Origin of the sequence: Shewanella sp. SP2S2-4 (assembly GCF_031932025.1) — a bacterium.
Lineage (GTDB): Bacteria > Pseudomonadota > Gammaproteobacteria > Enterobacterales > Shewanellaceae > Shewanella > Shewanella baltica.
In genome coordinates this window covers 1-14,102 of sequence record NZ_JAUOER010000007.1, presented here as the reverse complement: position 1 = coordinate 14,102, position 14,102 = coordinate 1, and the positions used below count along the sequence as shown (strand labels likewise).

Annotated in this window: 14 protein-coding genes; 7 read left to right on the top strand and 7 right to left on the bottom strand. The window is 47.0% G+C overall.

Going from position 1 to position 14,102, the window contains the following annotated elements:
* The first annotated feature begins 152 nt into the window (after positions 1-152).
* The 6 genes from Q4Q54_RS07520 to cyoE all read left to right on the top strand — a co-directional run bounded on the left by Q4Q54_RS07520 (position 153) and on the right by cyoE (position 5,724).
* Positions 153-542 (top strand): hypothetical protein, encoded by a 390-nt coding sequence (locus tag Q4Q54_RS07520; protein ID WP_006079495.1) that lies wholly within the window; start codon positions 153-155, stop codon positions 540-542.
* A 187-nt stretch (positions 543-729) separates the two neighbouring features.
* Positions 730-1,833, top strand: coding sequence for a ubiquinol oxidase subunit II (gene cyoA / locus Q4Q54_RS07515; RefSeq protein WP_311988113.1), 1,104 nt, complete (start codon positions 730-732; stop codon positions 1,831-1,833).
* A 2-nt stretch (positions 1,834-1,835) separates the two neighbouring features.
* Complete coding sequence (cyoB, locus tag Q4Q54_RS07510; RefSeq protein ID WP_006079491.1) at positions 1,836-3,815, top strand: cytochrome o ubiquinol oxidase subunit I; 1,980 nt, start codon at positions 1,836-1,838, stop codon at positions 3,813-3,815.
* 1 nt (position 3,816) lies between these two features.
* Positions 3,817-4,437 carry a cytochrome o ubiquinol oxidase subunit III gene (gene cyoC / locus Q4Q54_RS07505; protein WP_011787513.1) on the top strand — a complete coding sequence of 207 codons (621 nt, stop codon included), beginning with the start codon at positions 3,817-3,819 and terminating at the stop codon, positions 4,435-4,437.
* A complete protein-coding gene (cyoD, locus tag Q4Q54_RS07500; RefSeq protein ID WP_226059688.1) occupies positions 4,437-4,778 on the top strand; it encodes a cytochrome o ubiquinol oxidase subunit IV in 342 nt (113 codons plus the stop codon). Before cyoC ends, cyoD begins: the two co-directional genes overlap by 1 nt.
* A 13-nt stretch (positions 4,779-4,791) precedes the next feature.
* Positions 4,792-5,724 (top strand): heme o synthase, encoded by a 933-nt coding sequence (cyoE, locus tag Q4Q54_RS07495; protein ID WP_259542495.1) that lies wholly within the window; start codon positions 4,792-4,794, stop codon positions 5,722-5,724.
* A gap of 111 nt (positions 5,725-5,835) precedes the next feature.
* Here cyoE and Q4Q54_RS07490 read toward each other — a convergent pair whose 3' ends face one another.
* The 5 genes from Q4Q54_RS07490 to Q4Q54_RS07470 all read right to left on the bottom strand — a co-directional run bounded on the left by Q4Q54_RS07490 (position 5,836) and on the right by Q4Q54_RS07470 (position 11,169).
* Positions 5,836-6,360, bottom strand: coding sequence for a protein disulfide oxidoreductase (locus Q4Q54_RS07490; protein WP_311988112.1), 525 nt, complete (start codon positions 6,358-6,360; stop codon positions 5,836-5,838).
* A 25-nt stretch (positions 6,361-6,385) separates the two neighbouring features.
* Positions 6,386-7,270, bottom strand: coding sequence for a DsbA family protein (locus tag Q4Q54_RS07485; protein WP_311988111.1), 885 nt, complete (start codon positions 7,268-7,270; stop codon positions 6,386-6,388).
* Between the two features lie 135 nt (positions 7,271-7,405).
* Positions 7,406-9,517 carry a protein-disulfide reductase DsbD domain-containing protein gene (locus Q4Q54_RS07480; RefSeq protein ID WP_311988110.1) on the bottom strand — a complete coding sequence of 704 codons (2,112 nt, stop codon included), beginning with the start codon at positions 9,515-9,517 and terminating at the stop codon, positions 7,406-7,408.
* A 277-nt stretch (positions 9,518-9,794) separates the two neighbouring features.
* Complete coding sequence (locus tag Q4Q54_RS07475; RefSeq protein ID WP_311988177.1) at positions 9,795-10,223, bottom strand: hypothetical protein; 429 nt, start codon at positions 10,221-10,223, stop codon at positions 9,795-9,797.
* Between the two features lie 196 nt (positions 10,224-10,419).
* The gene (locus Q4Q54_RS07470) at positions 10,420-11,169 is read right to left on the bottom strand and encodes a 3-oxoacyl-ACP reductase family protein (protein WP_311988109.1); all 750 of its coding nucleotides are present in this window, start codon (positions 11,167-11,169) and stop codon (positions 10,420-10,422) included.
* A 184-nt stretch (positions 11,170-11,353) separates the two neighbouring features.
* Here Q4Q54_RS07470 and Q4Q54_RS07465 point away from each other — a divergent pair, with 184 nt between their 5' ends.
* On the top strand, positions 11,354-12,274 hold the full coding sequence (locus Q4Q54_RS07465; protein WP_311898355.1) for a LysR family transcriptional regulator: 921 nt from the start codon (positions 11,354-11,356) through the stop codon (positions 12,272-12,274).
* Positions 12,275-12,320: 46 nt separating this feature from the next.
* Here Q4Q54_RS07465 and Q4Q54_RS07460 read toward each other — a convergent pair whose 3' ends face one another.
* Together Q4Q54_RS07460 and Q4Q54_RS07455 are read right to left on the bottom strand one after the other, a co-directional pair.
* Positions 12,321-12,968 carry a CatB-related O-acetyltransferase gene (locus tag Q4Q54_RS07460; protein ID WP_311988108.1) on the bottom strand — a complete coding sequence of 216 codons (648 nt, stop codon included), beginning with the start codon at positions 12,966-12,968 and terminating at the stop codon, positions 12,321-12,323.
* A 321-nt stretch (positions 12,969-13,289) separates the two neighbouring features.
* The gene (locus Q4Q54_RS07455; protein WP_311988107.1) at positions 13,290-14,033 is read right to left on the bottom strand and encodes a transporter substrate-binding domain-containing protein; all 744 of its coding nucleotides are present in this window, start codon (positions 14,031-14,033) and stop codon (positions 13,290-13,292) included.
* Positions 14,034-14,102 lie beyond the last annotated feature (69 nt).

Sequence of the window (14,102 nt, the reverse complement as noted above, 5' to 3'; positions counted from 1 at the left end):
GGTTTTTTTAACGCTTAAGCCCTTTTACCGCGGGGATCCGCTTTCATTCAATAGCCGCTTCTTGGTATCCTCCTGCCGCATAAAAAAGTTGCATGCTGAATATTTTTTGTTCTGCCAACTGACTCCCTTTCCCGTTCAACCGGACCCGTTAATTGAAATTAGCTCTTAGCCAATTCATTGCTGAAAGATTGAACCTGATTATTCGGTTTTCAACCTTTAGCATGACAAACCTAACCCTGTTTTTCGGGTTATTGTTTGTGCTGCCTGTAGCTGACGTTTTGTACGTATTGATCGGCGGTTGTGTCGATATTAGTGAACTCATCAGCCTCAGCAATGGCTTTTTAGTCGAGTTTATCGGCGCCAGTCTGCTCAGCCTGTTATTGCTCAACCCCCTCGTTATTCTGCAGTTATGGCATTTAATCGACTGCTGCTTCAAATTTTTCAATAATCTCGATTTAACGAACGCTTCACTTTTTTTAGCACCCCCAAGGCTAAAATCCCTCGAACATACCGCCCACGGTTGTCGCGCCCCACCATTTTAACCCTCTGTTTTTAAATTCAAATTAAGCATTAAGCGCTGAAAGCTGATCTTCGATTTCGTCGGGATGGCGGCACATTTTGTGTCATTCCTCTTGGATTTCAGGATTTGCGCTCAGATAACGCCGCTTAGTGCGACTGCCGGTTCACGCTTGGCAGAGTTGTAAACCTTAGGGTTAGAGGAATCTTCCTTTGTTAATTCGAAAATTAAGTAAAGCGGCAATCGCGGCAGTAGCATTCATGCTCGCGGGTTGTGATGGCGGTGTGTTGGACCCTAAGGGCCAAATCGGTATCGATGAAAAACACCTGATTATCGTCGCCACCCTACTCATGCTCATTGTCGTTATCCCTGTGATTGCCATGACATTGTACTTCGCGTGGAAATATCGCGATGGCCGTGATCAAGAAATCTATGCGCCTAAATGGGCACACTCAACAGCGATTGAAACCGTCGTGTGGATAGTGCCGATTGTGATCGTAATAGTGCTCGGTGTGATCACTTGGGGTTCGACCCATGATCTTGATCCATACAAACCTTTAGATCACGAAGCTAAACCCGTCACGGTTGAAGTGGTGTCGCTGGACTGGAAATGGTTATTCATTTACCCAGAACAAGGCGTGGCATCGGTCAATGAGTTGGCGTTCCCAGCCAATGTGCCGGTGAACTTTAAGATCACCTCTGACACTGCGATGAACTCCTTCTTCATCCCGCAGTTAGGCAGCCAGATTTACTCTATGGCGGGCATGACTACTAAATTGCATTTGATCGCTAACGAGCCAGGCACCTTCGACGGTATCTCGGCTAACTACAGCGGCGCCGGATTTGCGGGTATGAAGTTTAAAGCGATTGCCACTCAGACACCTGCCGACTTCGATGCATGGATTGCCAAGTTAAAACAACAGGGCAAGACATTGGACTCAGCGGCCTACGCCACACTGGCTAAACCGAGTGAATACAATCCGGTTGAATACTTTGGCTCAGTGAGCAAAGGGATGTTTGACCAAATCGTGATGCAGTACATGCACATGGACTCACATGACGGCATGAAAGGTCACGAAGGAATGGACATGCACGCAGGCATGGAACACATGGGCACTGAGCATACATCTGACATGGCAGACATGAAAGGTATGCACGACATGGCACATATGGCAGGCGAGCACGCGATGGAAAATACACAGAACATGGCCGACATGGATAGCTCAACACCTTCTGTACCGTCATCAACACAGGACTCATCCACAGAACCTTTATCCTTAGAGCACTCATCCACTCAAAAAGTGGAGGCGGAGTAATCATGTCATTTCTCGGTAAATTAAGCTTAGATGCGATTCCGTATCACGAGCCTATCATCATGGTGACCTTAGCGGTCGTCGCCGTGGTAGGTTTGTATATCGCAGCCTTGATCACTAAACACAAAAAATGGAGCGTACTTTGGAACGACTGGTTAACCTCAGTTGACCATAAACGCCTCGGTATCATGTACATAGTGTTAGCTTTGGTGATGCTCATTCGTGGCTTCTCCGATGCCATTATGATGCGTACCCAGCAAGCACTCGCCACCAACGGCGCCGCAGGTTATCTGCCGCCTGAACATTACGACCAAATCTTCACCGCCCACGGCGTGATCATGATTATCTTTATGGCGATGCCATTTATGATAGGTCTAATGAACTTAGTGTTGCCGCTGCAAATTGGTGCTCGCGACGTTGCCTTCCCATTCTTGAACAACCTCAGCTTCTGGCTTACCGCCTCCGGCGCTGTGTTGATCAATATTTCTTTGGGTTTAGGTGAATTTGCTAAGACAGGTTGGGTGGCGTATCCACCCCTCTCAGAGCTGGCTTACAGTCCGGGGGTTGGGGTCGATTATTATATCTGGGCACTGCAGATTTCGGGCATAGGGACGACCTTAACCGGGGTGAACTTTATCGCCACCGTACTGAAGATGCGTGCCCCAGGCATGAAGCTGATGCAAATGCCAATCTTCACTTGGACTTGTACTTGGGCGAACATATTGATCGTCGCGTCATTCCCAATCTTAACCGCTGTGTTAGCCTTGCTGACACTCGACCGTTACATGGATTTCCACTTCTTCACCAATGACGGTGGCGGTAACGCCATGATGTATATCAACCTGTTTTGGGCGTGGGGACATCCTGAAGTTTACATCCTGATTTTGCCTGCTTTTGGTATTTTCTCCGATGTGATCTCAACCTTTACCTCTAAACGTCTGTTCGGTTACACCTCTATGGTGTGGGCGAGTGGTGCGATTTCAATTCTAGGTTTCATCGTTTGGTTACACCACTTCTTCACCATGGGCTCAAGTGCCAACGTCAACGCCTTCTTCGGGGTTATGACTATGGTGATCGCGGTTCCAACCGGGGTAAAACTGTTTAACTGGTTGTTCACTATCTACCGTGGCCGCCTACGTTTAACGGTACCTGTGTTGTGGACGCTGGGCTTTATGGTGACTTTCACCATAGGCGGCATGACAGGTGTGTTATTAGCCTTACCAGGTGCCGACTACGTCCTACATAACAGTTTGTTTTTAATCGCGCATTTCCATAACACTATTATTGGTGGTGCGGTATTTGGTTACTTAGCAGGCTTTGCTTACTGGTTCCCGAAAGCGACAGGTTTCCACTTAAATGAGCGTTTAGGTAAAGCGTCATTCTGGTGCTGGCAAATCGGTTTCTATGTAGCCTTTATGCCGCTGTACGTTCTGGGCTTTATGGGTATGACACGCCGTATCAACCACATTGATAACCCAGCGTGGAACGTGTGGATCTACTTAGCCGCCGTGGGTGCTTGTATCATCATGGTCGGTATCATTCTGCAGTTTATCCAACTGTATGTGAGTATCCGTGACCGCGACCAAAACCGCGACACCACAGGCGATCCATGGAATGGTCATACTTTAGAGTGGTCAACCGCTTCTCCACCACAGTTCTATAACTTCGCTAAGCTGCCACAGGTTGCTGATATTGATGCCTTTACCGATGCGAAAGAAAAAGGCGTGGCTTATCAACGTCAAAAACACTACCAAGCTATCCATATGCCGAAAAATACCCCAAGCGGTATCTTAATGGCGCTGGGGATCACTGCCGCTGGTTTTGCCGCTATTTGGCACATCCTGTGGTTAGCCATTGTGGGCTTAGTGGGCGCTTTCGTGGTGTTCCTGTTCCGTGCTTATAACAATGACGTCGACTATTACGTGCAACCCGATGAAGTGGCTCGCATTGAAAATGCCCACTTAAACAATGTAGTAAGGGGCTGATATGAGTATTGCAATCCCAGCAGATTTAGAAGTAGCTCACGCAGAAGATCACCACGAACACCATGACACGAGTGGCAACACTCTGTTTGGTTTTTGGATTTACCTGATGACCGACTGCATTTTGTTTGCCTCGGTTTTCGCAACCTATGCCGTGCTCTACATGAACACGGACGGTGGCGTTTCGGGTAAAGACATTTTCGAATTGGACTTTGTGCTGATTGAAACTGCCGCCCTGCTCGTTAGTAGTATTACCTATGGCATGGCGCTGATTTTTGCTAAGCGCCACAACAAAGCCGCGACCTTGGCTTGGTTACTCGTCACCTTCGCCCTCGGATGTGTGTTTATCGGGATGGAAGTCTATGAATTCCATCACCTGATTGAACACGGCAATGGCCCACAGCGTAGCGCTTTCCTGTCGTCCTTCTTCACCCTTGTCGGTATGCACGGCTTGCACGTGACCGCAGGTCTGATTTGGATGGCGATCATGATGATTGAAGTGGCGAAAACTGGTTTAGGTCATCGCAGCATCACCCGCCTGAGCTGCTTAAGCTTGTTCTGGCATTTCCTCGACATAGTGTGGATTTGTGTATTCACGGTCGTGTATTTATTGGGAGCACTTTAATGAGCGCACATAGTCATACTGATAAGCCTAGCCATGGCACTGACGATCTGGCCGCGAGCATTAAGTCATATCTAATGGGCTTTATGCTGTCAGTGGTATTAACCGCCATTCCGTTTTGGGCCGTAATGACCCATCACTTCGAGAAAGCGACCACACTTAGCTTAGTGCTAGTGATGGCGATAGTGCAGATAGTGGTACATCTTAAGTACTTCTTACACTTAGATTTCTCGAAAGAAGGCAAAGTAAATACCTTCTCCTTCCTGTTTACCGCCCTGATTATTGTCATGGTAGTCGGCCTGTCGGTGTGGATCATACTCGAAGCCAACGCTTTGATGATGTAACGAGAAACAGTCTATGCAAATACAAGACAGATTTATGTCACCGCAATGGAAAGCACGCTTCAAAGGGTATGTACAGGTGACTAAGCCTGGCATCATTTTCGGGAATCTGATTTCCGTTGCTGGCGGTTTTTTATTAGCCGCCAAAGGCGACGTAAATCTGGTCTTGATGCTAGCGAGCTTAGTGGGATTGTCCTTGGTCGTAGCCTCGGGCTGCGCAATCAATAACTGTATTGACCGTGATATCGACGCCAAGATGCAGCGAACCTGCAAACGCGTGACCGTCACGGGCGAAATTGCCGTGGGTAACGTACTCGCGTTTGGACTCGCCTTAGGCGTGTTGGGCTTTAGCATCTTAGCCTTATTTACCAATGCATTAGCCCTGCTATTTGCCGTTATTGGTTACATAGTATATGTGGGGGTTTATAGCCTCTACATGAAACGTAACTCAGTGTATGGCACTTTGGTTGGCAGCTTCTCGGGCGCAGTACCGCCCGTGGTTGGCTATTGCAGCGTGACAGGGCAAATGGACATGGGCGCGGCTATTTTGCTGTTGATGTTCAGTCTATGGCAGATGCCACATTCCTATGCCATCGCGATTTTCCGTTTTAATGACTATGCGGCCGCCAATATTCCAGTACTGCCGGTTGCAGAAGGCATGACCAAAGCAAAACTGCATATCGTGCTTTATATTGCCGTGTTCGCCTTAGTCAGCGCACTGTTGCCACTCGCGGGTTACACAGGTATCGCCTTTATGGCGGTCACCTGTGCAACCAGCCTGTGGTGGCTTGCCATGGCATTAAAAGGTTATCGCCACGGCGTCGACATGCACCGCTGGGCTCGCCAAGTGTTTGGTTTTTCAATCATCACTATTACGGCGCTCAGCGTGACTATGGCGCTCGACTTTCAAGTTGTGAGTCAGGCGCCACTGCTCACCTTAGTGAAGTAAACCCTAAGCTTTCAGCTAGTTGCCTAGTCCTGAGATAAGTTGATAATACAAAAGCGCTAACCTAGATTAGCGCTTTTTTTCTACCTTAAAACAGCCCCTGATGTATCACTTCTAAGTGAACATCATTCGCCACCACATGCCTGGCAGGCTAGTAAAACCAGTCGTGTAGTGTTTTAACTCACCATCTTTAAAGATCATAATGGTTGGCGTCGACTGCAATGACCAATCACGGGCAATCTTGCTGTCACTATCGTTAATAGTGTCAAAGCCATAATCCTGATGCTGCAGATATTTTCTCAGTTTCTCATCCTCACCCGAACTCATGGCAAACGTCACCACTGGGTAATAGGCCGACATTTGATTGACCGCTGGACTGACAAAATTACACACAGGGCACCAAGTGCCCCAAAAGTATACCAATACCGCCTGATCTTGGCTGAGCGTGGCAATATCAAGCGTATCCCCTGCCAACGTCGTCCCTTGTAGCTGTGGCAAATTATCCCGCGGGATATCTTTGCCGCGCCAGATGTCCATCACGCTGGTCACGATAAGGGCAATGAGCAGCCAAAGTGCCAGCTGCTTAATCCAGCCCAATATGCGTTTAGGTAAAGATATCGAAACTTGTTCGGCGCTCATATTTTCAGTTTCCTTTGGCGGCATCTTAACTGCTCTTCTGCGTCTTATCTTTAGCGGCAATCGCGGCTTCGAGCTGCTCTTTTAACACTTCGTAAGGCACTAACCCGGGAATAAGCGTATCGGCCACTATCATACTTGGCGTGCCACCTATGCCTAACTCATTCATTAAATTAACATTGTCATCGACCATTTTAGCCACACGCTCATCTGTGTTGCCGACCCAGCGCTCGGTTGCCGTCAGTTTAGCGACCTTAGCGATGGCGGCGGCATCGAGTCCACGCGGACTCGACATCAACATATCCTTCACCTTGAGATACTTTTCAGGCTCGTTTAACCAAACAGTTTGGGCAAAATCGACCGCTATTTTGGAGCCTTCGCCCTGCAGTGGCACCATTTTGACTATGATTTTTAACTGCGGAAATTCTTCAATCAGCTGGTTCAGCGAAGGCTCGATTTTCTTGCAGTATGGGCAGTTAAAATCGGTAAAGTACACCATCTCAATCTCAGGTGTCGCAGCGCCCTTCCACGGATCGCTTTTGGTCTCATACATGGCTTTATGATGAGTCACAAGATTGGTTTGCATGGCTGTATTTGCCCCCTCTTGCTCCCTTGCTTGCCACGCAATAATCGCTTCCCTCATAAGGTCAGGATCATTGATCAAGGCATCTTTAAGAATCGCTCGCACCTCTTGCTGCTGCGCCGCCGATAAACTGCTGTCCTTGGCATAGGCCATGGTGCTCACCGAAGGCAAGGAAACCACCAGCATTGCCATGGCGACACCCGAGACAGCAAACATCTGCAACTTGCGATGTTTGAATAAAGAGCTAAATTTCGACATTTTAGTGCCTCCAATGACTTGAGTATTCCGCATTGATTCAGTGATGTTTTGTGCTTCAATTGTCTGTTTCATAATCGATTTCCATTGTTTCAGGTCAGGAGCTTCCTGACCTGAGTATTTGTTGAGTGTCACTCGGCGAGCTACCGTACGAGATTGGCTAGTGATATTGCCGAGTGACATATCCGAGTGAATGGCTGGTCGTTAGCGTTATTTCCCTGCCGCTACGGATGACTTTTCAGGGGACGCAGAGGCCTGCTCAATCGCAGCAAGCACAAGGTCAGTCGATAGAATTTCCGGTAACTCAATCCCCTGCGGTGCACCCGGGCCGTAAACCACGTTAAATGGCACTCCAAAACGATTATGGCTTTGCAGGTAGTGAGTAATGGGCTCAGAAGGCGTAGTCCAATCGCCCTTCATCGGCAAAATATGCGACTGTTGCAACAGGCTATAAACAGGATCTTGCAAGATCACACCAACTTTATTGGCCTTACAGGTAATGCACCAATCGGCAGTCACATCGACAAATACTGTCTTGCCTTGGGCAACCTGCTGATTAATCAATGCTTGATCCAATGGCGTCCAAGCAAGATCCGCAGGTAAAGGTTTAGCCCACTGGTTCGCCGTCATAAATGCAATAACCGCCGACAGTAAAATGCCGATACCTAAGCAGCTCACGATGGCAATCGCGCCATACTTTTTAGCCATAAACACCATAAATATCAGTGTAATGACACCCGCTAACGGCCAGAGGTAGAGCACATCAATAAAGCTGGCCAACAGGCTAATCAGCCACAAACTGGTGATGAGCAACATGCCGGAGAAAAACACTTTGACTGTATTCATCCAGCGACCGGGTTTAGGGAAATAACCCGCCACTTGTGGAAATGCCGCCACAATCAACCAAGGGAACGCCATACCCACGGCCAACGCGGTAAAGATGGCAAACAGGCTCAGTACATCGGCGCCCAAAGCGAAGGCGACCGCGGTACCCAAAAATGGTGCACTGCACGGTGTCGCCAGTAGCGTCGCAAACATACCCTGTAAAAAGTGACCGCTGTTATTATTGCCGCCCGTCGTCGCCAACTTAGTTTGAACGTTAGAGGGTAAGTTAATCTCAAACACACCTAACATGTTGAAGGCAAAAACTGTGGTCACCAGCACCATAAAGCCGATAAACCAAGGGTTTTGGAACTGCACACCCCAGCCAATCGCTTGACCCGTGAGCTTAAGCATTAAGATAAAGCCAGCCAGTAACCAGAATGAGGCCAATATCCCCAGCGCTGATGCGATGAACTGTTGGCGGATTTGATTACGCTTCAGATCAGGCGCAGCAACCACTGAACTGAGCTTCATACCGAGAACGGGTAACACGCAGGGCATGACGTTTAAGATCAAACCACCGATAAGCGCTAACAAAATCATGCCAAATATCGAGGTACTTGCTTGGGAAATCACCACAGGCTTCACTTCGGCGCTGTATTCCAACGCCCGCTCGCTATCGGCGACAGTCATGTTCAGCGATTTACCCAAAACTTCAGGCTCACCCAGCCAACTTTTACCGCTAAAAATACCGACCAATTGCTTGCCGTTAGCATCACTTTCGTTTGGTTTTAAGCTCACTAGCTTGAATGTGGTATCTGGCTCACCATCGATAATCACGGTTGGACTCTGCCAGTTGGCATCATTGAGTCTGACTTCAAGTTGACCTTTGGCGGCATCCCAACCCATTGTCATGGCAGGATTCTGGCCCTCTTGGGTCAACACTTTTTGTGGCACAAGTGACACGGCCTTGTTGTAAGCCAACATGGCATCGGTATCTGCTTGCAGCGCATTGGGCGTGAAGTCGAGACTAATCTGATAATCCGTTAGTACACAGATAGTGGTACAAGTCGACAAGGTCACTTTGCCACGCAACTGAGTTGGGGTAGAGATATCATCGACTTTCAAGGTTAATGGTAAGGTGGTATTACCTTTGTAACCAAAGGTTTGTAATCCCAATAATGAGAATTCCTCTGGCGCAGGCCACCTCCAATCCACTTGCCGTAGATTGCGTGAGTCATCCCACTTGATACTCGGCGCGATACCGCCTTCCCCAGGACTGCGCCAATAGGTTTTCCAATCGCCCTCAAGTTGTACTTCAAGCACAGCGGGCAAAGTATTCGTTGCGGGATCAACTTCGCCCGTCAGCATAAAACGTACTTTGGCTGGCGGGTGATTATCGTTAACTAACCATCCTGTCGATGCCGCCAATAGCGACGGGCTCGTCACTATCAAGGCGAGTATCCAGAATCTGGTTAACATGGATTTTAATGTACTCATTTTGTCCCCATTGGCATGAACCGTTCGTTATGCCCTGTAAATGCTTGCTTTACTGCTTAACTCTGCCCCCATTACAAAGGGCGTGATGGCTAAAGAAAAATCAGTGTGATAGCAGGCTTAATTCAAGAAATTTGATCTGAGATAGGATGTGTAAAGCGGACGTTCTGCAGCTGGGTAATGATCCTTTCAACCGGTAAACGGGTAAGAAAGCCAACTATCGAGCTAGAGAATGGGCGCCAGAATAAACTCACCTATCAATTTGATAAATAGGTTATTTCTATTCTTGAAAGCGGCAGAGTGTGAGATGTATTCGCCTAGGCTTCGCTTGATAACCTTGTATGGGTAACAGTGTTATCACGCGGGAGACGCGGGGAAGTAACGGCAGTAGGAACAACAGGATAAGAAATGGAATGGAACTCGGAGCATCGATACAGGTTCGGATCGATTTCTCAGACAATTCACATTTTTTAGGCTCGCTTTTGACAAGCTCAGTACCCGCCACTTGGGCATCGACGTGACTCGCCATATTGCTTGAAGCTGGGCTGCTGTTTAAAGCTGAACTTGAGTTTAAAACTGAGTTGGCGCTAAAACCAGCTCCAGAAAAAGACGTAGCCGACATCGCTTGCGCGCTCGACTCTTTGAGCAACAAGTTAAGTATTCCACTGTTTTGAGTCAAACAGAACAAGGTCAGAATGGTAAACACCATCACGCCCCATAAGTTGCCTGTTTTCTTAGTCAATAACGTAAAAATTTGGATTTCTCTTCGTCTTATTCTTTGATAATAAAGATAAAAAATGAGTGTCTTGCAACAGATAGCTGAAGATAAGACCGGCGGATTGTAACAATAGTTCATCAACAAGCAAATTAATTTGGCTTGCCTGAAAAATAGATACAGACAAAGCTTATGCCGAAAACCCGCCATCAATCATCAAACTCGCACCTGTAATGTAGCCCGCTTCTGGACCCGCGATAAAAGCAACAAAACTGGCAATCTCTTCGGCTTTACCAAAGCGACCCAGAGCCCCCATCGCCTTGATTGGCTCAGATGAATCACCGTTATCAGGGTTCATATCGGTATCCACAGGGCCTGGCTGAATGTTGTTCACCGTAATGGCTCTTGGACCTAAATCCCGTGCTAACCCTTTGGCCAAACCGACTAATGCCGATTTACTCATGCCGTAAATCGCACCACCTACAAACGGAATACGCTCAGCGTTGGTGCTACCGATATTGATGATGCGGCCGCCGTCATTCATGTGTAGCGCGGCTTCTTGGCTCGCCACAAACACACTACGCACATTAGTGTTAACGGTTCGCTCCCAGTCCTCTAACGTCAGGTTCTCGATGCTATCCCAAATCAACGTGCCCGCATTATTGACCACAATATCTAAACCACCGAAGTGCGCTTTGGTCTCGCGAATGGCACGACGGATCGCCTCTGGCTCTGTGCTGTCGGCCTTAATGGCAACGGCTTGACCACCCTGCGATATAACTTCATCCACCAGCAATTGTGACTGCGCCTCAGAAGACACATAGGTAAAGGCAACCGCTGCGCCGTCACTCGCTAAACGCTTAACAATGGCGGCACCGATACCACGACTACCACCTTGTACAAAAGCCACTTTACCTTGCAGATTATTTGACGATTTCATAGTTAGCTCACTCAATAGGGATAAAAAATTTATGGTATAGAAAACGTTACTTATCAATCATAAATTAACCATTGACCAGTTATTAACGCTCATTTTCATACTGTGGTAGTAGCTTACGCGATTCACTTTCCATGATTAAGTCACTAAAATTACCATCACTAAGTCCTTCAAGGAATTAATTGCCGTGATAAATAATCAATTTGTTGAGATACGCCATTTCGTCACAGTTGCACAACTCGGCAGTTTTACCTTAGCGGCGCAGGCGTTAGGCATGACTGGTTCGGCACTCAGTAAAAGCATAGTGCGATTAGAAACCCGCTTAGGTACTAAGCTGCTGCACCGCACCACAAGGCGGGTGAGCTTAACCAATGATGGCGATTCATACCTCACAGATTGCCAAAATGCTATGGCAATCCTAGACAATGCACAGAGCCGACTCGGCAGCGAACAGCAAATTCCCTCAGGTCGAGTGCGAGTGGATTTACCCGTCACATTTGGGCGGCGATATATACTGCCAACCCTATTATCACTATCGCAAAAATATCCCAAGCTCGAGTTATCTATCACCTTCAACGATAGAATGACCGACTTATTCAGTGACGGCATTGATTTGGCGGTGCGTGTCGGACAACTCGGCGACACTGTGGATTTAGTCGCCCGTAGATTAGGAGAACAACGCCGAGTAATCTGCGCATCTCCCGCCTATTTCGCTCGACTTGGTACGCCACAAGACAAAGCAGATCTCAGCCAGCACCAATGCATTGTCGGCTGGCCGCTTGGGCAGCAACATCGCTGGTTACTTAAAAATGAGGATGGGATTATCGAGGCTTATGACATTCCAGTACGCCACGAAATCGCTGATTGCGAAGCCATTTTAGCGGCCACACTGGCGGGAGTGGGTTTAGCGCAAGTGCCTATATGGTTGGTTGAGGACTATCTTAAAACTGGTGAACTTATCTCGGTACTGGACGAACTCGCCAGTGACGACACACCCATCCACTTGATTTGGCTTAAAACCCCTTACCTCCAACCCAAGCTACGGGTGATCATCGAAGAACTGGTCGACTTAGCGAAAGCGCCCAAAAGCAGATTTAAGGCAGGATAAGTAAAAGGCCTCGACTAAGCGCGACCTTTCACTTTGGGACTAACGGCTATTTATTTTGATGTACAGATTGGTCATAGAGAGTGATCGCTTTGCTGAGCGCGTCAAAATCCGCCGAACACAAATACCGCTTTAAGCTTTCAAACTTTTCGGCAGGCCAATCGTAGATTTTTAACGCCAGTAACTCAGTAATGACGTCTTTATCAAACCGATACTTGATTAATTTCGCAGGTGATCCCGCCACAATACTGTAGGGTTCGATATTTTGAGTGACGACACTATTTGCGGCAACAACCGCACCTTCACCTATCGTCACCCCAGGCATCAGCATACATCTCATACCTAACCAAGCCCCATCACCAATATGAGTATCGCCTTTGCCTACATAGGCCTCCTCGATGAAATCCATAAAGGGATATAAACAAAACCAATCCGCTCTATGTGTATGATTTCCGCCCATTAAGATCACAACTTCGGCGGCGATACACACATAGTTCCCGATATAAAGTTTATCGATAGGCCACTTAGGCTCCCACTCACGGCTCACTTCATCACCATGAAGATATCTCACCGCTGCTCCCTCAAAGCCAGCATCCCAGCAATCACTGTAATAGCTATGTTGGCCTTTGACTATGATATTGGGATTGGTGACCACCTCATGCAATAACTGAACTTTTGACCAATGCTTGTTCTGCATTGTAAATCCTCTTTATAAACAAAATAATAAATATAAGACATAATGTTATGAGAAGTTTCACATTAGAATAGTCAGTGAATACGCGGTTGTTTTAGCAGAGGAATGAGTTTCATATAAAAGTCATAAGTGGGTATCAAAAAGAAATAGCCCATAAAGCTGAAATATCGACATGAGCTATGCCAGCCGACATGTTAACCACCATAGCCCGCCGCTGCAAAGCTATGATGGTTAGTTAAGTCACACGTTTAGACAATGACTTGAGGGTGAAAAACATTTTAATCGTAAAAATATCCCACTTTTTTACCGCGCAATAAAATCTAATCAATCATATTTACCTTTATATAAATCTTGAACCATTGATTGATATAGCCCTGATTTCTGCATTTTATCAAAGCCAGAATCATACTTTTCGACAAAAGCTTCGACATTAGGGTAATTTTTAGAAAACATGAGGAAGGAGAAATTTTCATCATACGCTAAAGGGTGAATTTGAATTTTAGCTTGTTCTTCAGCGGATAAATCACGTATCAGTTTCCGCCCCACGGCTTCATTTACAAGGAACGCGTCAAAACGTTTAGCAAGTAGCATCTTGATTCCCTGTGGGTATTCGTTTAACTCTTGAACTTTAACTCCTATCTCAGTCAGTGCCTTAACATAGTAATCGGCTCGGTTGCACCCGATAGTAAATTGTTTAAGATCACTCATAATCTTCCAGTCAAACTGACTATCAACTCGTTCAATAAATACGCTGCGAGAAACGATTATCGGTTTCTTACTGAACAGATATTGGGCTTTACGATCTTCTTGAATGGACCAACCGGGTGACGCGAGAAAATACCCATTACCGGTTTCGACTTCAATACGAGCCCAAGGTTTGAACTCGAATTTTGCGGTAATTCCTTCCTGCTCAAAAGCGATTGTGACCACATCGTTTAAAAAACCTAATCCTTTCAATTTAGCGCCAGCATACGGAGACCATTCTCCGCTACCGATAAGAACATCTTGGTTTGCAGCCGCAACAAAGGCACTCATAGTTAAAATCAGGAACAGCAGAAACTTACTCATCAATTTCTCCTAAAATATTCCAACTTTCTTTTTATTCACTTAGAAACTAAGTCAAACCACCAGCAAGCT

Excerpts from the sequence above, each read along its gene's own strand:
- cyoB (WP_006079491.1), top strand. The coding sequence starts at position 1,836 with ATGTCATTTCTCGGTAAATTAAGCTTAGATGCGATTCCGTATCACGAG.
- cyoC (WP_011787513.1), top strand. The coding sequence starts at position 3,817 with ATGAGTATTGCAATCCCAGCAGATTTAGAAGTAGCTCACGCAGAAGAT.
- cyoD (WP_226059688.1), top strand. The coding sequence starts at position 4,437 with ATGAGCGCACATAGTCATACTGATAAGCCTAGCCATGGCACTGACGAT.
- cyoE (WP_259542495.1), top strand. The coding sequence starts at position 4,792 with ATGCAAATACAAGACAGATTTATGTCACCGCAATGGAAAGCACGCTTC.
- Q4Q54_RS07490 (WP_311988112.1), bottom strand. The coding sequence starts at position 6,360 with ATGAGCGCCGAACAAGTTTCGATATCTTTACCTAAACGCATATTGGGC.
- Q4Q54_RS07485 (WP_311988111.1), bottom strand. The coding sequence starts at position 7,270 with ATGAAACAGACAATTGAAGCACAAAACATCACTGAATCAATGCGGAAT.
- Q4Q54_RS07480 (WP_311988110.1), bottom strand. The coding sequence starts at position 9,517 with ATGAGTACATTAAAATCCATGTTAACCAGATTCTGGATACTCGCCTTG.
- Q4Q54_RS07475 (WP_311988177.1), bottom strand. The coding sequence starts at position 10,223 with ATGGTGTTTACCATTCTGACCTTGTTCTGTTTGACTCAAAACAGTGGA.
- Q4Q54_RS07470 (WP_311988109.1), bottom strand. The coding sequence starts at position 11,169 with ATGAAATCGTCAAATAATCTGCAAGGTAAAGTGGCTTTTGTACAAGGT.
- Q4Q54_RS07460 (WP_311988108.1), bottom strand. The coding sequence starts at position 12,968 with ATGCAGAACAAGCATTGGTCAAAAGTTCAGTTATTGCATGAGGTGGTC.
- Q4Q54_RS07455 (WP_311988107.1), bottom strand. The coding sequence starts at position 14,033 with ATGAGTAAGTTTCTGCTGTTCCTGATTTTAACTATGAGTGCCTTTGTT.